Here is a 23,175-nt window from a genome sequence, read left to right as displayed (position 1 = left end):
CACATCCTCTTCTTCGCAATATAGATCCTTAATGTCTTGTTTTTCAGAATATTACTGTAATCACAAAGCTACAGAAGCATCCTTTAAGTCTACTGCCTGTGCCTTGAGGGTTCCCTTTCCTTTTATCACAACGACACATTTTCCGAAGAATGCCTTGCGATGTGAATCGGTGAAACGCTCCAAAGAAGTCTGACATCCATTATCTGTTCCCAGAATCCTTGGCGTTTTCAGGAAACCATGACCACTTGCATCCTGTTCTCCTGAAACAGAGAAGAAAATCTGGTTATCTGCGTTCGGACAGAGATTGCCGTCTTTATCTACCACATTCACCTCTACAAAGGTAGTCGGATCAGAAGAGCCATAGGCCTGACAGCCCTGATAGGTCTTCTTCAACACAAGATGATGAGGAGCTCCTGCTGTCTTTATGACCTGCTCTCTAAGAACTTTACCATTCTTTCTGGCTACAACCTTCACTTCTCCCGGTTCAAAGTTTACGCGCCACATCACATGATATTCAGTACTTTTTCTGAAAGCATCGCCTTCGTTCTTTGCACCGTAGACTGTCTTCTTACGGATGCCCTGACTCTTGCCATTGATAAAGAGTTCTACCTCATCGGCATGATTATAATAACACCACATGTCGATGGTCTGTCCCGGCAGCCAGTTCCAATGAGGGAAGAGATGAAGCACATCTTTCTGGCTCCACTCACTCTGATACATATAATAGCTGTCTTTTGGAAGACCCGCCAAATCGATAATGCCAAAATAACTGCTACGGGCAGGATAAGCATAAGGAGTAGGTTCACCGATATAATCGAAACCGGTCCAGATAAACTGTCCGCCCACAAAGTCGTTGTGCTTCACCACATCCCAGGTTTCTTCGTGGGTACTACTCCATGATGCGTGGAAATTATCATAAGCCGAACACATAAACGATGGATCGGTATAAGGCAACCACCATTCCTTTGGCGCAGTATAAATGCTGTCGCTAGGCATCATATAGTAGCCACGAGTCTGCAAGGCAGAAACACTCTCCGACAGAATGAAAGGCTTGCCAGGGAAATTCTTCGGCACATCCTTCACCCACTGATGGTGATAATTGAAACCTATAACATCAATAGCCCCACTCTTAAAGAGGTGATTCTTCTGATCAGGCTCATTACAGCCAGCAGTAACAGGGCGTGTGCCCCAAGGATCATACTCCTTCACGATTTTTGCCAGATGCTGGGTAAGAAGCGAATTGACACTCAGTTCATCGCTATGTGACAAGGTTGAAGCATCATGACCGGCATTCAGAATCAGGTTAGCCTGCTCCAGACTGAGCGTATCAGCAGCCACATCCGACCATTGTTCGAGAACTTCATTACCGATACTCCACATGATAATACTTGGATGATTACGGTCGCGCTTGATGAGATCAGACAGGTCTTTCTTATGCCATTCATCGAAGAAACGGGCATAATCGCCATTCGATTTCTTGCGGCGCCACATGTCGAAACTCTCGTCCATCACGAGGAAACCCATCGAATCGCACATGTTCAGGAGTTCTGGTGCCGGAGGATTATGACTGCTTCGGATAGCGTTCACGCCCATATCGCGAAGGATGGTAAGCTTACGGTGCATCGCATCTTCATTGACAGCAGCACCCAGGCAACCGAAATCATGATGCTCACAGACACCATTTATCTTGAGATTCTTGCCATTGAGGAAGAAACCCTTCTTTGCATCAAACTTCACATCACGGAAGCCGGCAGTTGACGTAGCAACATCCACTACCTTCCCATTTACTAACAGCTCGCTCTTGACAGTATAGAGATATCCCTTTCCGATGTCCCAGAGATGCGGATTCTTCACCTTGAGTTTCTGTTCCTGAACACCCTGACTCTTTGCTACGATCTTTCCTGCAGCATCATAGATTGTATTACGGACAGAGAGTTTCATCTTATTACCGGAAGCAGCGAAGTCCACCTTCACCCTGACATCACCCTGTGGAGAAGTTGCCACATACTGTCCCCATTGGGGAATATAAGCAGTTTTCATGGTTTTGGTGAGCCAGACATGGCGGTAAATACCGCAACCGGAATACCAGCGGCTATTAGGCTGGTCGCTGTTGTCTACCTTCACAGCAATGACATTATCACCCTTCTTATTAATATAAGGTGTAAGATCATACTCGAATGTACTGTATCCGTAAGGACGGGTTCCGAGTTTATGACCATTGATATACACGGTAGAATTCATATATACTCCATCAAAGGTGATGGTAAACCGGTCATACTTTTCCTTCGGATTCACCGAGAAGTGCTTACGGTACCATCCGATGCCGCCCGGCAATGCACCACCACCGGCTCCCGAAGGATTCGAAGGAGAGAAATCGCCCTCTATCGCCCAATCGTGAGGAAGATTCAAACTTCGCCAATGTCCGTCAGCATACTCCGATTTCTGCATACCGGCACTATCGGCTAAAACGAAAAGCCAGTCTTTATCAAAAGACTGATGTTCGCGGGCGTTCAACTGATGAGCTAAAAGCCCACTCATCAAAACTACGCCCAATAATGTTTTCTTGTTCATTCCTATCATATAAGAAATCCCACAGATAGCACAGAGTTACACAGATTAATCTTTTCTGAGAATATAAAAAAAATCTGTGAAATCTGTGTCATCTGTGGGAGATTAGACTACTTCAGTTTTACAGTAACTGCCTTACCAGCATACTTCACCATCTTGCCCTTAGGCGCCTTGACGAGGCTGATACCCTGCTGGTTGTTATCACTAACAAGTACGATATTGAAACGACGCTTCTGTAGCATACCATCAAAAGCACCCTTACGGGCAGCAATAGTAATGGTCTTCTGAGCATCATTATACTTGAAGTCTATCATAGCATACTTACCCTTCTCGTAGTTGTAGTTGGTTCCCTCATCCTCATAGAGTGTATAAGAACCGTCCTTGCCTGCATAGACATAGAGGTCGATGAGTTCAGCCTTCTTCTGATCGCTCCACTCCATCTCTGGACCCACAGGAAGAATAGAACCCTCTGGAACAAAGACCGGAATCTTATCGAAAGGTGCATCGGCTACGATTGTCTGTCCACCGGCATAGTGCTTACCGGTATAGAAATCATACCAGCCCTTCTGCTTAGGAAGATAAACATTGCGGCTGTACTTCTGATACTCGCCTACAGGACAAGCCATGAGAGCAGGACCGAACATCCACTGATCCTTGATGTCGTAAACATTGTCATCGCCGTTGAAGTCCATTACCAATCCACGCATCATCGTATAGTCCTTGAAATGAACCATACCCGCCATACTGTAGAGGTAAGGCATCAGGCGGTAACGGAGTTTATCGTAAGCCACGATGGTCTTGTAAGCCGGATGATCTGCCGGAGCAATGTTCCAGACCTCACGGGTAGGCCACTGGCCATGAGTACGATAAAGAGGTACGAAGCAACCGAACTGGTTCCAACGCGCCTGCAACTCGCGCCATTCCTTCAAGTCGGCATTCTCCTTACCGGTCTTATCGAACTCCTGCTGGGCAGCCACATAGCGGTTCTCTACACAGAAACCGCCCTGGTCCATTCCCCAGAAAGGAAGACCTGCCATAGAATAGTTCAAACCGGCTGTCATCTGGGCACGCATATCTTCCCAACGGGTAGCGATGTCGCCAGACCAGGTAGCCGTACTGTAGCGCTGCTCACCGGCAAAGCCCGAACGGGTCAGGAGGAAAACACGCTGGTTAGGGTTCACGCTGCGCTGTCCGTTATAGATAGCATCAGCATTCACGATGCTGTAAGCATTGAAATATTCGGTAGATGTACCGAGGGCTGTAGGACCGGAAAGGGCCTTGCGGTACCACATCGGGGTACAGTCGCGAACGTTTGGTTCTGATGCATCCATCCACCATGCATCGATTCCGAACTTATACTTGGTATAAAGATTCTCGTCCATCTGGCGCCAGAACATCTTGCGGGCACCATCAGAATAGGCATCATAGAATGAACCGCGGAAGCCGAGCCAGTCGTGAATATCATCCTTGATAGCCTGATGATACATCCAGCCCTTGCTGTCGAGTTCCTTATAATTTTTGACTGTATCGTAGAACTTAGGCCATACGGAAATCATGAATCTTCCATTCATCGCATGTACGCTGTCGAGCATAGCCTGTGGGTTTGGATAGCGGGCAGCCTCAAACTCATGACTTCCCCATGAATCCAGCTTCCAGTAGTTCCAGTCCTGAACGATATTGTCTACAGGAATATGCAGGTCGCGGAACTTCTTCATGTTGTCCTCGATATCCTTGCTGCTCTGATAGCGCTCACGGCTCTGCCAGAAACCGAGGGTCCACTTAGGATAAAGCGAAGCCTTACCGGTAAGCGTACGGTAACCGGAAATCACCTCATCGAGATTCTGACCGGCGATGAAATAATAGTCCATATCCGGCGACATTTCACTCCAGATGCTCAACTGGTTCTTCTCTGCCTCAGAACGAGGAGCTGCTACGCGAAGACCGCAGTAAGAAACATCACCATCTGGCTGCCACTCGATACGGATAGGAGTCTTTACGCCCTTCTTGATAGGAGTTTCAAACTTATAAGAGTTCGGATTCCAGGCTGTACGCCAGCGCTCAGGCACAACCAGTTTGCCATCGATATAAATCTTCATGTAACCGGCATAGTAGAGGATAAACTGATAGAAGCTGTTGGTTGGAGCCTCTACATAACCCTCGTAAACCACCTTGGAACCATTCAGCGCGAAGCCCTTTGGCAGGTTCTGAATACCGCCCTTATCTGTCTTGTTGCAAATCTCAGAAGCCTCAGGCATTGCATACTCAAAGTAAATGCTATCTTCGCCTCGAACAATCTTCTGACCATTCTTATCCACATAAGTACCTGTCAGCTGACCTTCCTTACCATCCTTATCATAGAGTTTGAAGGCACGGTTGAGCTGGAGATAATCTTCCGGATTACCCCAACGGCAATAAGAATAAGAATCCCAGAGGATGCCGTAGTTTTTATTAGAGATGACGAAAGGCACACTCACCTTGGTATTATACTGGAAGAGGTCTTCGTTCTTACCCTTCATATTGAGTTCCTCACTCTGATGCTGACCGAGACCATAGAACGCCTCGTTATCAGGAGAATTGAAGAGCGCACGCCATGACCATCCGTGCTTCTGTGCTTCAGGAACCTTGGCAATGTCTACACCGATTTCACGGTCAGGCACAGTGAACGGCTTGAAAGTCTTTCCACCCTGAGCAACCTCATTGAGAAGGACATTGTCTTTCAGGTCATAGAAGGTAATCTGACCCGTAGCCTCGTTCATGACAGCACGCATGGCTGCAGTGGTAATGATGAGATTGTCTCCCTGCTCTTCCACCTTATAATTTGCCTTGCTGTTTTGAGGCACTATTATCAGACTCTGTTTATTACGGAAACTCTGTTCGGCTGTAGCCTGAACACGGATAATCTTATCGCTCACCACCTGGAGGCGAATCTGACTAGGACCAAAATTCTGGTGTTGCTTCAACTGAACAGTGAGATAATTACCATTCTGGTTGAAACCAGCTGCCTGCATACCTGTGGCACTCATCAGCAGCACTGCTGAAATCAATAATGTTTTAGTTAGTCTCATTTTATATGTTTAAAGGAAAGTTTAAAAATCTGCGGCAAAGATACGAGAAAATTCCCGTATCTTTGTGCGCAAATGTTATCTGTATGTGTATAAAATGTTAACTAGAAGCGTAAACTACTCTGTTTCTGACAGATTCTTACGATATTGAGACGGCGTAACGCCATACGCGTCTTGGAAGTATTTAGTGAAATAACGTGGATTATTGAATCCCACCTTATAGGCTATTTCACTGATGTTTAAGTCGCCCGAGCGCAGCAGATGCTCTGCAAATTTGATACGCTTGGTTCTGAGATACTCAGAAGGTGTAATACCCGTCAGCGAAATCATGCGCTTATATAATTGTACGCGTGAAATGCAAAGATGAGTACTGAGCGATTCTACCGATGTTTCAGGATTGCTCATATGATCGCGGATATAAGCATTCACCTCATCTATAAATTTGCGGTCGGCCTCTGTTATTACATATTCTGTACTCACATTCTTGCGTTTCTTCAAGAGGTTCAGAATACAGAGATTCAACATATCAATATCGAATGGTTTGGCAATATACTCGTCAGCACCACACTTCAGACTTTCCTTGCGTTGCTCATCTCCCATACGGGCCGAGAGCATGATGAAAGGTATGGCTGTTGTTTCGTCATTGTCCTTACACATCCGGCAGAGTTCGTTACCATCCATCACAGGCATCATCACATCGCTCAGGATGATATCAGGACGACGGTCGATAATCTTGTTCCAGGCATCCTGACCATTGACAGCCTCAACAACCGTATAGTCTGTCAATACTTCGTTCATAAACTCACGGAAGTCCTCACTGTCGTCAACGAGGAGCACTACCGGCTTCTTGATCATCGATTCTCCAGGCTGATGCGCATGTTTACTCATTCCGTAGAGAACGTTCTTACCTGCATCCGGATCCTCATCAGTAGCCTGATGCACCGTGGTTATGATAGGTGCTGCTCGCAAGGAACCGAGATGTGCCGTAGAATTAGAGGTGGTACTGCTCTCTATCGGAAGGTCTACCATAAAGATGGCTCCTCCGCTTGGATTATCTGTAACATCTACTTTACCGCCATGCAGTTCGGCAAACTTCTTTACCAGGTTCAAACCTATTCCGCTACCACCCTGTGGTTGCATTTCAGTACCATTGACCTGATAGAAACGCTCAAACACATGTTCCTTCTCCTTATCGCTGATGCCCTTGCCAGTATCAGATACTGAGATGCGGAGCATATCCGAATCCTTGTCTCCTACACGCTGACGGAGTACAACACTCAGAGAAACGGTGATAAATCCTCCATCTGGCGTAAACTTATAGGCATTGCTCAAGAGGTTATTCACGATTTTTCCTACCTTATCAGCATCAAACGACATCTGCAGACTAGGCACCGTAGAATCGAAGGCAAGCGTTACTTTGCTGTTTGCCAAAGTACGGAACGAAGTACAGATATTGTCAACGAAGCTCACGATGTCGATATGCGACAGGGTAAGTTTTTCCTTGTTCTGGTCAATCTTGCGGAAGTCGAGAATCTGGTTTACCAGATTGAGCAAACGGGTAGCATTGCGATGAATCATCTCCAGCTTTCTGCGTTTACTTTCATCTCTTTCTTCTCTAATCATATTGACCAGCGGCGAGATAATCAGGGTGAGCGGAGTACGGAGTTCGTGGCTCACATTGGTAAAGAAGTTGAGTTTGAGTTCATTCAACTCCTTGGTCTTCTTGATACTGTCTTCCTTGCTCTGGAGTTCGAATTTAACACGCTGCTTTTCGAGCATGCGTTTACGGTAGAGATAGAAAGCTACACCTATTAATATAATATATACGATAATCGCCCATATAGAGAGATAGAAAGGCGGATGAATATAAATCTTCAGCGTGCTCACCTCTTCGCTCACACTACCATCAGCATTCACCACCTTTGCCTCCAGGACATAGCTGCCTGAAGAGAGATTGGTAAAGGTAGCCTCCGGACGTCCCTCAGGTGTAAGCATCCATTTGTCATCAAGTCCCTTCATGCGATAGAGGAAACGGCAACGGGCCGGAATACTTACCTGGTCGGAAGCAAACTGTATGGTAAACGCCTTGTCCTTATAACTGAGATCCAGTTCAGGATGAGTATCGAGCGATTTTTCCAGAGGCACTCTTCCCTCAAACTCCTCACCTGCCTTCAGCGGATGATCGAAGAGTACGAAACCGCTGAACAAGACATGTGCATGTTTCTGGGCAGGAAGAATCTTGGCAGGATTGATGATATTAATACCATCCTGTCCACCGATGGCGATGGCTCCATTTCTCATCAGACAGGCAGAACGCTGGTTAAACTGGCGGCTCTGCAAGCCATCGAGCGAATTGAAACTGATCATCGTGATGTCCCATTTACCCTGATTGTTCTTGGTCAGCGTAACACGGGTAACGATAAATTCAGAAACCAGCCAGATGTTATGCTGCTTATCTTCGAGCACCATACAGCCTACCGTGCCCTGCGTACCATTGAGGTCATTGATTGACTCCAACTGTCCTGAAGCCTCATCATACATGGTGACGCCCGCAGGCGAAGCCATCCACAAGATGCCTCGGCTATCCTTCATCATGTAATTCAGGGAAGGACTAGGGAAAGGCTGTCCGTCCTTGGTTGTATTCACATTGGTTACCTTTCGGGTTCCGAAATTAAAGATAGAATAGTTCTGCGAATGACCTATCAGAATTTCATCTTTATCCGGCAGGAAGAGCGAGTTGATAAAATCGCTGGTAATACCAGAATTCTGAACATTGTAGGTTGTAAACTTACCACTTTCAGGATTATAAATCTGGAAGCCTGAGCCCAAGGTTCCGATAATCAGGCGATGATACGGATCTTCGGCAAGACACCAGACGCTGTTATTGGCAAGACCGCCAGGAGCTGCCTGAAAACTCTTCCATCTGCCATTTTTATATTGGGCAAGTCCACCATTGAAGGTTCCGAAATACATCGTACCATCACTCATAGTTACGCTGCTGACGATAATATCCGAAGCCAGACCGGTTTCAGCCTGTGAGAATCGCCAGCTCTGTCCGGTAAGCGGACTGTAGCAAACAATTCCGCTATCATTGGTTCCACACCAGAGATTACCATTCAGATCCTGCGTGATAGTACACACATCACCAAGCGGAATAGTTGTGAACTTCTGGGCAGCAGGCGAATAATAAGCCACACCGTTCTTGTAACTACCTACCCAGATAGCTCCCTCATCATCCACATAAACCTTCTGTAGGGAATTGTCAACGATACTTCCCTTTGCTTCGGAATGAACATACTGACGGCAGATTTTGCGTTTGAAATCAACAAAGAAGAGACCGTTATGGTCGGAAGCCACCCAGAGATTGCCAGCCTTATCGCGGGCAATATCGCGCATCAGAATACGGGTTGGGCAAGGAATATGAATGCCCATGTTCTCAAGATAAGAACGGGCATCGGTCCATTTTCCGGTCTTTGACTGATACACATAATTGGCATTACTTACAGAAACCCAAAAACCTCCTATACCATCATAGAAAGTATAGGCGCCATTATCACCGGCAGCTTTATGGGTGGCAAGGAAGGAATTGTACCAGAGAACCTTCTGTTTCTGTCCGTTGACACGGCAGATTGTACCATCATTATAGGTAATGAGCGCATCGCCGTCAACCTCGGTTATTTTACTGATATTTCCCTCTTTCAGACAGCCCGGCTGAGCCTTTTTGGTAAATTTAAAAAGATAAGTATTTTTGGTCTTGGCATTATGAAAGAAGAGTCCCTGTCCGTAGACAGCTATCCACATGTTCTTATCCTTATCTATCAGGAGTTTATAAGGAGGTCCCTGCACATGGATGTTTTTGAGCCATTCTTCCGGTTTGCGCTCAAACTGCTCTTCATCATATTTGTAGATGCTGTAACCCACAGAGGTATGCACCCAGATATTTCCATCATAGTCTTGCTGAAGTTCATCTACCGAATTGTTAGGCAGCGACTTATCATCAGTGTTGCTATAATAGAAAGTTTTCATACGGAAGCCGTCAAAGCGGCACAGTCCCGACTGGGTACCGAACCAGATGTAGCCTCTGGTGTCCTTGAGGATGGCACCCACCTGACTGTTCGTAAGTCCATCATGATTGGTGAGGCTGCTGAATTCTACGTTTTCATAGGCAGCCCATGCCCTCTCCGGCTGCATGAGCAGCAAGAGCAGAAACAGCACGATGGCATGTTTCAAGTAGTTTTGTTTTTTTATCATCATAATCGTAGGTTTATTATATATTTTCTGAAAAGATATTTTATTTCTATAATAGGTTTTATTTCACGTCGTTTTTTTCAGAACTTTCGCGTATTTTCAGTATCATCGGTACCACTTTCTTGTAGATTTTTTCATCACCATTGATACTTCTCATGAGAAGATCGCAGGCTGTGGTTCCCTGTTCGTGTGCCTTGTCCATGATAGCCGAGAGTTTCGGCGTAACGAAGGCAGCAGTATCACCATCGGTAAAACCGATGATAGCAACATCCTCTGGTATTCGGAGCCCTTTTTCCTTGATAGCATCGAAGGCGGCATAGGTGATTATGTCGTTAAAGGCGAGGATGGCATCAGGTCTGTCCTCCTTTTCGAGGAGACGGAGGGTAGCGTTTCGAGCCACATCGAAATCGATTCTGTCGCAAACCACGAGGTCGCGGTCGATAGGAATGCGGTTCTCTCTGAGCGCCTCCAGATAACCGTGTTTTCTGCGGCGCACCATATCAAGATGGTTTGGACCGCCGATGAAGGCGATGCGGCGCGAACCGGTATCTATCATATGCTGGGTAGCCTCCTGGGCGGCAACATCACCATTGCCTACTACCTGGGAGAACTTATCTTCTAAGCAACAACGGGCAAAGAACACCAGTGGAACTCCCATCTTATGCAACTGCTCGAAATGAGAATAGTCGACCGTATCCTGTGCCAGACAGGCGATGATGCCTTCTACATGCATATTCAGGAAGTTTTCTACCGCTCTCTTCTCGTGTTCTGTATTCTCGTGGCTATTGGCGCTGATCACCGAGTAGCCATTTCTTACGGCATAATCTTCTATACCATCCAGCACGGCAGCATAATAATGAGTCACCAGGTTTGGCACAATTACACCAATTACCCTAGGTGCTTCTTTTCTGAGGCTCTGTGCAAAGGGGTTTGGTCGATAATTGAGCTCCTTGGCAAGGCTTTTCACCTTTTGAGTCATCTCCTCACCCACTTCATGGCTGTTTCGCAGGGCTCTAGATACAGTTGCTATGCTGACGCCAAGTTGATCGGCGAGGTCTTTCAAAGATGTTCTTCGTTGTTTCATTTGTTAGTTTACGCTTTATTGACATACATTTTTGTATCCACAAATTCTGCATATTTTGTCTTTCCGACAGCAAAGTTAGTGAATTCTCTGCAAAGATAACAATTTCTTCCGAAAACGCAAACGTTTACGTTATTATTTTTTTGAAAAAATTTATTTTATAAGAAAAAAACTCGTATTTTTGCAAACTGAAAAGTAATGAATAGTTGATAATAAGTTAGTTAGAAACAAGCGTGGGTTTGGAATGTCGGGAGACAATCCAAACTCTTTTTTTATGTCCCGATGCCAACAGATTACCTGATAGGATACAAAAAAAAGATGAGGGCACATACTGAATACTGCCCCCATCTGATATGGTTATTTCTGCTTAAAAACAAATTTCTTCTGTCCGGGATAGTTAACGAATATCGCTACCAGCAGAGATACAATACTCTTCGGAATCATATAATGCAACTGAATATGTTCGTGCGCATTCAGAAATTCGGTCAGGGCGATAGTGCCGCCCGAATTGAGCATCCAGCTGATGCCCCAGATGATAAAATAGCGCCAGGCTACACTCTTTTTCTTGCTCTTGGAATCGCCGAACACATAACGGTAATTCAGTATGCAGTTGGTAATGCCGCCACTTATCACTCCCAGCGCATTGGCAAGTCCGTAATAAATGCCGATGATATCTGAGAGGAAGAATGCCAGTCCGAAGTCTATCACAGAGGCGCAGGAGGCAGTCAGTTCCGCCTTGCCGAAGGTTACGAGTTCTTCTTTAATCTTGCCCATAATCTCTTGGATTCCATTAGCAGTACGCCTACTATCGTAGTAAGAATACCCAACATGACATCGATGATATAATGATGACCGGAATAGACTGCCGTCCACCAGATGCCCAGACAGATGCAGGCGAAGAGCAACACCGTATACCAGCGTTTACGGCTCATCACAGCATAAATCGTAGTGAGGAACATATAGGCAGCATGCAGACTAGGCACGGCAGCAAAGACATTGGCATTCTTGCCATAGAGTCCATGGAACACGTGCAGTCCGGTCATTGCGTCCCATCTGCCCAGACCAGCCACATTGCCCGGTGTATTGAGCACAGCCTTGAAGCCATAGTTCATCGCATACCAGGGCGGAGCAGCCGGATAGATGTAGTAGCCGATGAAGCCGATGAGATTCACCAGCAGGAAAGCCCAGGAGAAGCGCTTGAACCATTTAAGCTGTTTCGTTAGATACAGATAAAGGGCAAAGGCGATAGGCACCGGAACCCAGCAGAGATAGAAGATGCCTGCCCAGAAATCGGCAAAACCGCAATGGTGAACCTTGAAGTATTCGCCCGGAATCATCAGCTGGCTATGGTCGGCTACAGCCTGCAGTTCTGCGCTGGATGAAGCAGCAATGCCGAAGAGCGACTTTTCTGCATGATAGAGATTCGCCACGTCAATATCGTTCACCATATAGTTAGGATAAAGGCGCATCGAATCATAGATGATTCCGAAGAGGAACCAAGGCAGGAAATAGAAGGCAAAACGGCGTGTCTTCTTCCAGGCTGCGAGTACCGCCAGAAGGATAATCAGATAGATACTAAACACTTTTTTCTACTTTTTATTGATAGAACTTGAGTTTATTATTTATGAGCGTTCATCACAACATAACAATGCCAGATGCGCCAGAAAGCGGTGATGTTTGCCAGAACGGCAATCAGAATCATGCCGCCAGCCAGCCACCAGATATTGCCTGTAAAGCCGGTAATCATCGCAGTAACAGCGGTAACCACAACGCGCTCAGGACGCTGCATGAAACCTACCTTGCACTCAATATCCAAGCCCTCAGCACGGGCACGGACATAACTTACCATCACAGAACCGATCATCGCTGCAAAGGTGACTACGCCCATCCAGAACCAGAGCATATCGCCTTGCATACGTACGAAGATGAGGCAGATGCCAAAGAGACTTACCAGCTCGCTGTAGCGGTCGAGTGTAGAATCCCAGAGTGCACCGAAGAGACTGCTCTTGCCGCTCATACGTGCCAGACGGCCATCCATCATATCGAAGAGACCGGCTGCCAGGATGATGAATCCACCCCATCCTACAGTAACCATGCAAGATGCATAATCAGCCTGCTCAGTTCCGAGCATCCATGCAGCATCGAGGAAGAAACCGGCTGCCACGATATTGCCCAGGAATCCTACGAAGGTAACAATGTTAGGAGTAATACCTACTGCTATCATCCCCTTGATAAGTGGATTGATGATGGCATAGATAACTTTTTGTAAGAAATCTCTATAATTCATATTTTTATCTATTTTTTATTGTCTGTTTAAGAAATGTCTGCTTAAGAATTTGTTTCTTTAAGAAATGCCAGACTAGATGATTCCAGCCGAAACCAGTATGATTTTGATGATGATTAAAGAAACGGCTGCATAGAAGCCGCCCAGCAGATCATCAGCCATCACATAGAAGGCGCCCTGCCTGTTATCCAGTTTCTTGATGCCCAGCGGTTTCACCATATCAAAGAAGCGGAAGAGAACAAGTGCCACCAATGCCCACCACCATGCATCTTTCACTTCGCCCTGAGCGGTAAGCGGAGTCAGCAACGACAGGGGAATCCACACGCCAGCCATCTCATCGATGACCACACGGCTGGGATCCTCGCCCCAGTAAGGCTGCAACTGCGCTGTTGCCCAAGTGCCCAGAATAGTGGAAACAATGACGAGAAAGAAGGTGATGCTCTGCAGACTCTCGCCCGTAATACCGAGTCCGTAAGCCAGGGCTGCCCAGATGAGGGTTGCCAATACAGAGCCAGCCGTTCCCGGTCCCCAAGGCCAGAAGCCACTGCCGAAACCGGTGCCTATGATGACGGGCAGCAAAGGAGGCCGCTCGTCGGTAAGATTTCCCTTGTTATTCATTCTCTTAATGTTTAATAAGCCCGCAGAAGGGCGTTTCTTCTTTAAATTTCAGTGTGCAAAATTACGCTAAAAAATTAAATTAACCAAATAGTTTTCTGTTATTTTTCTGAATTTCATCAGATATTGACAGATAAACAGGTGAAATAGAGCAATATCAAGGGGTTTTATACCACTTAGGCTCGCACGGCGAAGAGCAAGAACAGGCAGCAAAAGGAACTGCATGGAAGCCTTTTTCTGAAAATCTCATAAAAAACTGAAATAATGAATAGGTTTTTGCGTCTATTTACGAATAATGTTATAACTTTGCATCCTGAAAAGATTAAATCATGGGCGGAGAGCCCCTATATATAATAAGGTATAAAAAATGAAAGGTATTAAAAAGTTGTATTTTACAGTCATCCTTCTGATGATTTCTACACTTCAGATGATGGCTCAGCAGAAGATAACAGGCCGTGTCATCGATGACGACGGTTTTGCCGTACCGTATGCAAGCGTGCAATACAAAGGACATAAAATTGCGGTTTCCAGCAACGGAGAAGGTAAGTTTACCATTGACAAGAAGCCGGGACTCATGCTCACCGTAAGCGCACTGAGCTACAAGAGTACATCGGTGAAGGTTGACGAAAAGACCAACTTTCTGGAAATCAAACTGAAAGACGATACGCACAAACTTACCGAAGTGGTGGTGAAATCGAAAAAAGGCCGCTACAAGCGTAAGGATAATCCTGCCGTAGAACTGATGCGGCGCGTGATTGCTGCCAAGAAGAAGAGCGATTTGAGCAACCACGACTATGTGCAATATGATAAGTATCAGAAGATTACACTCGCGCTCAACGACCTGAAGAAAGAGCAGCTCGAGAGCAAGTTCTTCCAGCGCCGCCAGTATCTCCTCGACCAGGTAGAAACCTCTCCGTACAACGGAAAGCTCACCCTGCCTGTCAGCATCGACGAGACGGTTTCACAGCATATTTACCGCAAAGATCCGAAGACCGAAAAGGACATCATCAAGGGTCAGCAGAGCAATGGAATCGGACAGGTAATCCAGACCGGAGAGATTCTCAACACCGCCCTGAAAGAGGTGTTCACCGATGTAGACATCTACGATGATTACGTGCGCCTGCTGCAGTATCCCTTCCCATCTCCTATCGGCAGAACTGCCATCAGCTTCTACCATTACTACATCGAAGATACGGTGTATGTGGAAAGAGATCTCTGCTACCATCTGCAGTTTATCCCAGCCAACAGCCAGGATTTCGGATTCCGAGGCGAGCTCTATGTGCTTGCCGACAGCAGCCTGCACGTGAAGAAATGTAACCTCTACATGCCTCACAACAGCGATGTAAACTGGGTTACTGACATGAAGATTGAACAGGAGTACACCAAGCTCGACAACGGCGAGTGGGTGCTCTCTAAAGACGATATGATAGCCGAACTGCACGTCAACAAGCTCCTTCAGGACCTGCTGGTGGTGCGAAACACGCGAATCACCGATTATGCCTTCGATGCCTTGCCGAAGCAGCTCTTCAAGGGCAAGGCGAAGATCAGGCACGATATGGATGCGATGAACCGCGATGAGGCTTACTGGAACAAATACCGGCAGGTGGGCCTCACGAAGAGCGAATCGTCGATGGACAGCTTTATCCACCGCATGGAGAACTCCAAGGGATTCAAATACATTATCTTCGGTGTGAGAGCCCTGATGGAGAACTATGTGGAAGTGGCTCATACCAAGGGCAAAAAGGTAACGGTGAAAGACAGTCTGGGTGTTGAAAGAGACAGCATCATCAACGACCGCCGCAGCCTCTTCGACCTGGGACCTATCAACACGTTCCTCTCCAACAACTATGTAGACGGTGTGCGCCTGCGTCTGGCGGGCAGAACGATGGCGGCCCTCAACCCTCACTTCTTCTGGGATGGTTACGGTGCTTATGGTCTGAAGAGCAACAAGTGGTATTACGGCCATGTGCTCACCTATTCGTTCAACAAGAAGAAGAACAGTCCGTTCGAGTTCCCTATGCGTAAGCTTACCTTCGAGTTGGGGCATGATATTACATCTCCATCCGATGATAACCTGCTGCACAACAAGGACAACTTCTTCATGACCCTCCGTGCCACCACGCAGGACCAGATGTATCAGTATCACCGTCAGAAGGTGACCTTCACCTACGAAACCGACTGGGGCTTCCGCTTCGACACCAGCCTCCGCTGGCAGAGCAATCGCACCGTGGGCAATCTCCACTACTACAGAGTGAGCGACGGCGAGGAAATACGCAAGATACGCACCACTGAGGCGAGTGTAGGCTTAGATTACAACCCGGGGGTTACCTATGTCAACACCAAGCAGCAGCGCTTGCCTATCAACCTCGACAGTCCTGAAATCTCGCTCCGCCACACCATGGGCTTAGACGGATTCATGGGCGGCCAGTATCAGAGCAACCTCACCACGCTGGGCATTTACAAGCGCCAGTGGCTGGGAAGTTTCGGCTATATGGATTTCAATATCGTGGGCAAGGCGCAGTGGAGCAAAGTGCCTTTCACCATGCTCATCCAGCCACCGGTCAACCTCTCTATCTTTGAGCAGGAGGCAACCATCAGCATGATGAAGGACTGGGAGTTCCTGAGCGACCGCCAGCTGTTCTGGTCAGTAGCCTGGGATATGAACGGCAAGCTGCTCAACCGCATTCCGCTCATCAAGAAACTGAAGTGGCGTGAATATGTAGCCATCAAGGGTGTTTGGGGCGATTTGACCAGCAAGAACGACCCGAGCAAGAACCTCAATGATGAGAAGCTCTTCAAGTTCCCTACCAACTCCTATACCTTTGGCAAGACGCCATACTGGGAGTTTGTAGCCGGCGTGCACAACATCTTCAAGTTCTTCGGAATCGATTATGTTCGCCGCCTCAACTATTATGACCATGCAAACATCTCAAAATGGGGCATCCGTATGGGCTTCCTCATGTCATTCTAATAAGAAAAAAAGATGCCTTGATGCAGTATTTTACTGCATCAAGGCATTTGCGTACATATATAAACAACATATAAGAGAGTAAACACAATGAAGATTCTATTAGCAGACAAACAGGACATCACAAGAGCTGGATTGAGCTATGTGATCAGTAAGATAGAGGGTTTGGAAACCCGGACCATCGAAGACAAGGCAGACCTGATGCTTGCCTTAAAGGAAAATGAGGATACGGTTGTAATACTCGACTACACCCTTTTCGACATCAATGATGCTGCCGAATTACTTATTTTAAACCAGCGTTTCCCATACACGCGCTGGCTACTGTTCAGTGAGGATCTGAGTGCCGATTTCGTGAAGATTCTCATCGCCAGCAGTACGCAGTTCAGCGTATTGCTGAAGGAGTGTTCGCTAATGGAAATCAAGGAGGCGATACGTTTCTGTGTGGCAAGCAACCGTTTTGTCTGCCAGCGCATGATGGAGGTACTTCTGGCTCCGAAACAGGAGGAGCAGGAGAAAATCAACCTCACCAAGACCGAGACAGAGATTCTGAAGGACATTGCGCTGGGAATGACGACGAAAGAAATAGCCGAGAAGCGCTTTTCCAGCTTCCATACGGTCAATACCCACCGCAAGAACATCTTCCGCAAGTTGGGCGTAAACAACGTTCACGAGGCTACGAAATATGCGCTGAGAGCCGGTTTGGTTGATTCGGCAGAATACTATATTTAACTATCAACTTTTCATTGGGGGGTTAACAGGGTTAACAGTTAACAGCTGTTTTTTGCATGGTCCCCCTCGCGTACCTTATTATATAATAATATATATATACTTATTTTTATATAAGTGTGTGGATGGAAGTATGCATTTTTGGGGTGTTAACTGTTAACCTGTTAACCCCCATCTTATTTTTCTCTTTCCAGAGCGCATCTTTTTTTTCTTGGCAAGCGTCTTATATTAAGACGGAGAAGTGCCTTATATTAAGACAGATAAGAGGCTTAAATGATGACCAGCGGGAGGCTTCAATGATGCTTTACGAGGGGGCAATTAATGCGTCGCGACGGAAGAATTGGTGCGTCGCGATGAAAAAAATATTGCGTCGCGACGCAAAAAATAATGCATCGCGATGGAAAAAACAGCCATTTTACAGCCATTTTTCATCCTATCGCGATGCATTCTTCATTTTCTCAACCGGAAAGCTATGAGTTGCTAACCGGAAAGCTATGAGTTGAGAACCACAAAACTATGAGTTAGTTTTATTAACTTTTTAGCCCATTTTCTATCTTTTTTACCACTAAACGGCCCAAAACAGAGACTTTTAAATCTTCTTCTTATAGCAGCGATGACGGCGATGCTGTTCACTCTCCAGATACTGCCACTGGCTCTGAACACCGGTATTGGTCTCCATCTGCGGCATTGCCTCAGCCCATTTAAAGCCATAACGATGGTACTGCTCTATCAGATCGGCAAAAATAAGCGCGTTGGCTCCCTTCTTGCGATATTCCGGAAGAACACCTATCAAGAGCAAATCTACCGTATCCGTCTTGTGCCACTTCAGAACCTTCAGCACCTTCAGCCAACCCGTAGGGAAAAGCTTGCCATCGCCTATCTCGCGCAGCGCATCGGTAAACGAAGGGAAGGAAACACCAAAGGCTACCAGTTTGTTGCCAGCGTTGCCATCTCCTGACTTTGACAAAATGTGTACCTATAAAATAACATATCCTAATTTTCAGGCATTTAGCAAAAATAATCTCTGTAAATGGGTGACGCAACGACTATTTTTTGTATCTTTGCACCATGTTTGTACGTAAGAAGAAGCACCGCAGTGGGCATATCGGAGTGCTTGTGGTGGACAAGAGCAATGGCAAGTTCCGTGAAATCAAGAGTTTCGGTGTTGCGAAGACAGATGCCGAAGCGGATGCTCTGTGCCTAGAAGCGAACAAATGGATAAGAACTTATGGTGGACAGCAAGAGATTAACTTCACAGAACCAGACATCAAGCAAAACGAAGAGGAAGAGACAGAACGAGTACTGTCTAACATAGACTCCCTGCTTCTAAATGGACACCAAATTATCCTAAACCAAGTATATGACAGCATAGGTTTCAACCAAATTCAAGATTCCATACTTCGCCATTTGGTTATCGCTCGCATCTCTCAACCCATGAGCAAACACGCAACAGTAGATTACCTGAAGTCATACTTTGATGAAGATGTCGAGTTGTATAAGCTTTATCGCTACATGGACAAGTTGTACTATACCCAAAAAGAAGAGGTACAACGCATCAGTGTAGAGCACACCAAGCGCATACTCGGTGGACATGTAGGTCTGATGTTCTATGATGTGACCACACTGTATTTTGAGACCAGTAGAACAGATGTGCTGCGAGAGTCTGGTTTTTCAAAGGATGGCAAGACATCAGAGTCGCAGATAGTGCTAGGCCTCTTGGTCAGCCGTGATGGCTATCCTCTGTCGTATTGTATTTTCAATGGAAGCCAATACGAGGGATACACCATGCTACCTATCATAGATGATTTCATACAACGCTTCTTTCTGGACGATTTTGTAGTGGTGGCTGATGCAGGGCTCATGAGTAAGCGCAATGTAAAGTTACTGGAGGATGCAGGATACAAATATATAATAGGTGCTCGTATTCATACAGAGTCTGAGCAGATAAAAGAATGGATCTTGCAGCAAGACAAGATGCCTGGAAAATTTCACGAATACAGATATGGTGACAATGCAAGATTGATCCTCGGCTATTCCGAAGAACGAGCAAAGAAGGATGCACATAATCGTGATAAGGGAGTGGCAAGGCTCAAGAAGGCATATGCAAATGGAAAAATCACAAAAGCCTCCGTAAATAAGCGTGGCTATAATAAATTCTTGGAAATCAGCAAAGACATAGATGTAGTTATCAGCGAAGACAAAATCAAGGAAGATTCACAGTGGGATGGCTTGAAAGGTTATATAACCAATACTTCCATCACACCAAAGGAAGTTGTCGAACAATACCACGGTCTATGGGTCGTGGAACGAGCCTTTCGTGTAACCAAAGGGAACTTGGAGGCACGCCCCATCTTTCATTTCACAGAGAAAAGAATAGAGGCACATATCTGCATATGCTTCATTGCATACAAGGTGTATAAAGAACTGGAGCGTATCTTAAAAATTGCCAAGATAAACAAAAGTGTAGATTCAGTTTTGAAAATTGCTAAGACCATAGCTACTATCAGAATCAACATGCCGAATAATGGGAAGGTCAGGCAAGAAACATTGCTGCTGACTCCTGCCCAACACTCTATCAAGCCCTTGTTTGATGTTCAAAAGATACTAGACGGGGGCAAAAGTGACGATTCTGCCCCCGAAAAATAGAAAAATCCAAGATGGGTGACGCATAGTCAAAGTCAGGAAAAAATATTGCGTCGCGACGCAAAAAATAATGCATCGCGATGGAAAAAACAGCCATTTTACAGCCATTTTTCATCCTATCGCGATGCATTCTTCATTTTCTCAACCGGAAAGCTATGAGTTGCTAACCGGAAAGCTATGAGTTGAGAACCACAAAACTATGAGTTAGTTTTATTAACTTTTTAGCCCATTTTCTATCTTTTTTACCACTAAACGGCCCAAAACAGAGACTTTTAAATCTTCTTCTTATAGCAGCGATGACGGCGATGCTGTTCACTCTCCAGATACTGCCACTGGCTCTGAACACCGGTATTGGTCTCCATCTGCGGCATTGCCTCAGCCCATTTAAAGCCATAACGATGGTACTGCTCTATCAGATCGGCAAAAATAAGCGCGTTGGCTCCCTTCTTGCGATATTCCGGAAGAACACCTATCAAGAGCAAATCTACCGTATCCGTCTTGTGCCACTTCAGAACCTTCAGCACCTTCAGCCAACCCGTAGGGAAAAGCTTGCCATCGCCTATCTCGCGCAGCGCATCGGTAAACGAAGGGAAGGAAACACCAAAGGCTACCAGTTTGTTGCCAGCGTTGCCATCTACCACACCCGTTACCAGGTTCAAGTCAGCCTTCTTGATATAAGTATTTACATATTCATCTATCTGCTTCTCCGTAAGCTGCTGGAAATCATAGAGATTCTTGTAAGTCTCGTTCACGATTTCGAACACCTTCCTGCCCATTTCTCCCGAGGTCAGTTCGCGGCGGGTAAACTTATGAACATGCAGATTATATCGGCTCTCTATCATCTGGGCAGTCTTGGCAAACTTAGCCGGCGTCACTTCCGGAATCCTGATGCGGTACTCCAGCCAGTCGTTATCCTTCTCATAGAGCGGATAACTCTCCAGATGCGTCTTATAATAAGGATAATTGTAATTGATATACATCGTAGACTTCCGGTCGAAGCCCTCGATGAGCAAGCCTTCACGGTCCATATCCGTAAATCCGAGCGGACCTACGCATTCGTTCATTCCCTTGCTCTTGCCCCAGTTTTCTACCGCGCGCAACAAGGCACAGGAAACCGCTACATTATCCACGAAATCGAACCAGCCGAAGCGAACCTGCTTCTTGTTCCACTCTTCGTTGGCACGATGGTTGATAATGCCAGCAATTCTACCTACGATACGAGCCTCGCTGTCAACCGCCAGGAAGTATTGAGCCTCGCAGAATTCGAAGGCAGGATTCTTCTTTGGGTCCAGCGTATTCATCTCGTCAAAACGCAAAAAGGGAATGGCAAACTTATGGCCTCTGTAGAGATCATAATGAAACTGAATGAAGGTTTTCAGCCCTTTTTTAGTCGTTATCGGTATGATTCTTATCTCATCATTCATTAGTATATTGTTTTATGTATATATATTCAATTGCGGTGCAAAAATACAATAAATTTATGAATAATGCAACTCTTTTCTTATAAATTTATAAAAGTTGGTTCATAATTGTCCAACTTTGTGGATATTTATGTACCTTTGCAGGTTGAAATGCCCCAAAAGAGCATCATAAAGTTATGAAGAAAGAGAAAAGAGACAACTATACGTTCCTCACACATGCCCCTGTGCATCATGTGATTTTTACGATGGCCATACCAACGATTATCAGTATGCTGTCGACGAGCATGTACAACCTCGCCGACACCTATTTCGTGGGCAGCATCAACACGCAGAGTGTGGCAGCGGTAGGCGTTTCCTTTGCAGCAATGGCTGTTATCCAGGCGATAGGTTTCTTCTTCGGCCACGGAGCAGGCAATTATGTTTCGCGACAGTTGGGCGCCAAGCATACGGAAGAGGCACAGAAGATGGCAACCACGGGCTTTGTACTGAGTTTTCTTACCGGTCTCCTCATCGCCATCCTGGGTCATCTTTTCCTCACACCGCTCTGTCTTCTGATGGGTTCTACGCCCACCATTCTTCCTTATACAGAACGCTATCTGGGCATTATCCTGCTGGGTGCTCCCTTTATGACCACCTCGCTTACGCTGAATAATCTGATGCGATTTCAGGGCAATACGATGTATGCGATGAAGGGCATCATGTCGGGTGTGCTGCTCAATCTGATTCTGGCTCCTCTGCTCATTCTCTACTTCCAGCTGGGCATTACCGGAGCCGCCGTAGCCACCCTCACCAGCCAGTGCTTCGGCTGCGCCATGCTCTTCTGGATGACGCATAAAGGCGAGAACATCCGCATCCGTCTCAGCAATTTCACCCCTACCCGCGCCTTTGCCAAGGAGATTATCTTCGGCGGAACCCCTTCGCTGTCAAGACAGGGACTGGGAAGTATCGCTACGCTGATGCTCAATGTGGCAGCAGGTGCGTTTGGCGATGCAGCCATTGCGGGCATGAGCATCGTTACCCGCATCTCCTTCTTCACCTATGCGATGGTCATCGGTCTGGGACAGGGATTCCAGCCGCTCTGCGGATTCTGCTACGGCGCCAAACTCTATGGGCGCGTAAAGGAAGCCTTCTTTTTCTGCATCAAATGCGGCACGGTTTTCCTCAGCGTCTGTGCCCTTCTCGGCTTCATCTTCTCAACTTCCATCATCAGCATCTTCCGCGATGATGCAGCGGTTGTAGCCGTAGGTTCGGTGACTTTGCGATGGCAGGTGCTCAGTTTTCCGCTCGTAGCCAGCATCGTGCTCACCAACATGCTGATGCAGACCATCCGTAAACCGGTGAGAGCCAACATCGTAGCGGCGGCACGCAGCGGACTTTTCTTCATTCCGCTCATCTTCATCCTCCCCTATTTCTTCGGACTGCTGGGCGTGGAGATGTGTCAGATGTGGGCAGATTGCTGCTCGTTTGCCGTTGCGGTTCCGATAGCCTGGAGCGCTTTCAGGGATATGAGAAGAGAGCAGATGGAACTTGGGAAAAGCCACTAGAAGATAAGAAGATAC

13 protein-coding genes and 1 pseudogene are annotated in these 23,175 nt (G+C 46.5%); 4 read left to right on the top strand and 10 right to left on the bottom strand.

Annotation, left to right across the window (positions count from 1 at the left end):
- Window positions 1-60: 60 nt before the first annotated feature.
- The 8 genes from KUA46_RS00940 to KUA46_RS00905 all read right to left on the bottom strand — a co-directional run bounded on the left by KUA46_RS00940 (window position 61) and on the right by KUA46_RS00905 (window position 13,861).
- Window positions 61-2,571 carry a glycoside hydrolase family 2 TIM barrel-domain containing protein gene (locus KUA46_RS00940; protein WP_218487854.1) on the bottom strand — a complete coding sequence of 837 codons (2,511 nt, stop codon included), beginning with the start codon at window positions 2,569-2,571 and terminating at the stop codon, window positions 61-63.
- Between the two features lie 107 nt (window positions 2,572-2,678).
- The gene (locus KUA46_RS00935; protein WP_218487853.1) at window positions 2,679-5,633 is read right to left on the bottom strand and encodes a TIM-barrel domain-containing protein; all 2,955 of its coding nucleotides are present in this window, start codon (window positions 5,631-5,633) and stop codon (window positions 2,679-2,681) included.
- 114 nt (window positions 5,634-5,747) lie between these two features.
- Window positions 5,748-9,884 carry a hybrid sensor histidine kinase/response regulator transcription factor gene (locus KUA46_RS00930; RefSeq protein ID WP_218487852.1) on the bottom strand — a complete coding sequence of 1,379 codons (4,137 nt, stop codon included), beginning with the start codon at window positions 9,882-9,884 and terminating at the stop codon, window positions 5,748-5,750.
- A 55-nt stretch (window positions 9,885-9,939) separates the two neighbouring features.
- Entirely contained in the window at window positions 9,940-10,962 is a 1,023-nt protein-coding gene (locus tag KUA46_RS00925; protein WP_006847718.1) for a LacI family DNA-binding transcriptional regulator, read from the bottom strand.
- 354 nt (window positions 10,963-11,316) lie between these two features.
- Window positions 11,317-11,733 carry a GtrA family protein gene (locus KUA46_RS00920; protein ID WP_119226880.1) on the bottom strand — a complete coding sequence of 139 codons (417 nt, stop codon included), beginning with the start codon at window positions 11,731-11,733 and terminating at the stop codon, window positions 11,317-11,319.
- Window positions 11,706-12,542, bottom strand: a complete 837-nt coding sequence (locus KUA46_RS00915) for a phosphatase PAP2 family protein (protein ID WP_218487851.1) — start codon at window positions 12,540-12,542, stop codon at window positions 11,706-11,708. Before KUA46_RS00915 ends, KUA46_RS00920 begins: the two co-directional genes overlap by 28 nt.
- Window positions 12,543-12,577: 35 nt before the next feature.
- A complete protein-coding gene (locus KUA46_RS00910) occupies window positions 12,578-13,246 on the bottom strand; it encodes a CDP-alcohol phosphatidyltransferase family protein (protein WP_218487850.1) in 669 nt (222 codons plus the stop codon).
- A gap of 72 nt (window positions 13,247-13,318) precedes the next feature.
- The gene (locus KUA46_RS00905) at window positions 13,319-13,861 is read right to left on the bottom strand and encodes a phosphatidylglycerophosphatase A family protein (protein ID WP_006847723.1); all 543 of its coding nucleotides are present in this window, start codon (window positions 13,859-13,861) and stop codon (window positions 13,319-13,321) included.
- Between the two features lie 364 nt (window positions 13,862-14,225).
- On the opposite strand from KUA46_RS00905, the gene KUA46_RS00900 reads away from it, so the two are divergent.
- Both KUA46_RS00900 and KUA46_RS00895 read left to right on the top strand, forming a co-directional pair.
- On the top strand, window positions 14,226-16,829 hold the full coding sequence (locus tag KUA46_RS00900; protein ID WP_022120438.1) for a DUF5686 and carboxypeptidase-like regulatory domain-containing protein: 2,604 nt from the start codon (window positions 14,226-14,228) through the stop codon (window positions 16,827-16,829).
- Window positions 16,830-16,916: 87 nt separating this feature from the next.
- Entirely contained in the window at window positions 16,917-17,555 is a 639-nt protein-coding gene (locus KUA46_RS00895) for a helix-turn-helix transcriptional regulator (RefSeq protein WP_006847727.1), read from the top strand.
- A gap of 586 nt (window positions 17,556-18,141) precedes the next feature.
- On the opposite strand, the pseudogene KUA46_RS00890 reads toward KUA46_RS00895, so the two are convergent.
- Window positions 18,142-18,504 (bottom strand): annotated as a pseudogene (locus KUA46_RS00890) (N-acetyltransferase); the annotation flags it as partial.
- A gap of 116 nt (window positions 18,505-18,620) precedes the next feature.
- Here KUA46_RS00890 and KUA46_RS00885 point away from each other — a divergent pair.
- A complete protein-coding gene (locus KUA46_RS00885) occupies window positions 18,621-20,198 on the top strand; it encodes an IS1634 family transposase (protein WP_218487981.1) in 1,578 nt (525 codons plus the stop codon).
- A gap of 269 nt (window positions 20,199-20,467) precedes the next feature.
- Here KUA46_RS00885 and KUA46_RS00880 read toward each other — a convergent pair whose 3' ends face one another.
- Window positions 20,468-21,619, bottom strand: coding sequence for a hypothetical protein (locus tag KUA46_RS00880; RefSeq protein ID WP_022120478.1), 1,152 nt, complete (start codon window positions 21,617-21,619; stop codon window positions 20,468-20,470).
- Between the two features lie 173 nt (window positions 21,620-21,792).
- Between KUA46_RS00880 and KUA46_RS00875 the strand changes: the two genes are divergently transcribed.
- Window positions 21,793-23,160, top strand: a complete 1,368-nt coding sequence (locus KUA46_RS00875; protein WP_218487215.1) for an MATE family efflux transporter — start codon at window positions 21,793-21,795, stop codon at window positions 23,158-23,160.
- Window positions 23,161-23,175: the final 15 nt, after the last annotated feature.

It is taken from the genome of Segatella copri, from assembly GCF_019249765.2.
Classification (GTDB): domain Bacteria; phylum Bacteroidota; class Bacteroidia; order Bacteroidales; family Bacteroidaceae; genus Prevotella; species Prevotella copri_K.
The sequence above is the reverse complement of the archived record's forward strand: the minus strand, read 5'-3'. Positions and strand labels throughout refer to the sequence as shown.

Bases quoted from the DNA above. Each gene is read 5' to 3' on its own strand.
- KUA46_RS00875 (WP_218487215.1), top strand. From the start codon at position 21,793: ATGAAGAAAGAGAAAAGAGACAACTATACGTTCCTCACACATGCCCCT.
- KUA46_RS00910 (WP_218487850.1), bottom strand. From the start codon at position 13,246: ATGAATTATAGAGATTTCTTACAAAAAGTTATCTATGCCATCATCAAT.
- KUA46_RS00895 (WP_006847727.1), top strand. From the start codon at position 16,917: ATGAAGATTCTATTAGCAGACAAACAGGACATCACAAGAGCTGGATTG.
- KUA46_RS00925 (WP_006847718.1), bottom strand. From the start codon at position 10,962: ATGAAACAACGAAGAACATCTTTGAAAGACCTCGCCGATCAACTTGGC.
- KUA46_RS00920 (WP_119226880.1), bottom strand. From the start codon at position 11,733: ATGGGCAAGATTAAAGAAGAACTCGTAACCTTCGGCAAGGCGGAACTG.
- KUA46_RS00900 (WP_022120438.1), top strand. From the start codon at position 14,226: ATGAAAGGTATTAAAAAGTTGTATTTTACAGTCATCCTTCTGATGATT.
- KUA46_RS00905 (WP_006847723.1), bottom strand. From the start codon at position 13,861: ATGAATAACAAGGGAAATCTTACCGACGAGCGGCCTCCTTTGCTGCCC.
- KUA46_RS00930 (WP_218487852.1), bottom strand. From the start codon at position 9,884: ATGATGATAAAAAAACAAAACTACTTGAAACATGCCATCGTGCTGTTT.
- KUA46_RS00935 (WP_218487853.1), bottom strand. From the start codon at position 5,633: ATGAGACTAACTAAAACATTATTGATTTCAGCAGTGCTGCTGATGAGT.
- KUA46_RS00885 (WP_218487981.1), top strand. From the start codon at position 18,621: ATGTTTGTACGTAAGAAGAAGCACCGCAGTGGGCATATCGGAGTGCTT.
- KUA46_RS00880 (WP_022120478.1), bottom strand. From the start codon at position 21,619: ATGAATGATGAGATAAGAATCATACCGATAACGACTAAAAAAGGGCTG.
- KUA46_RS00940 (WP_218487854.1), bottom strand. From the start codon at position 2,571: ATGAACAAGAAAACATTATTGGGCGTAGTTTTGATGAGTGGGCTTTTA.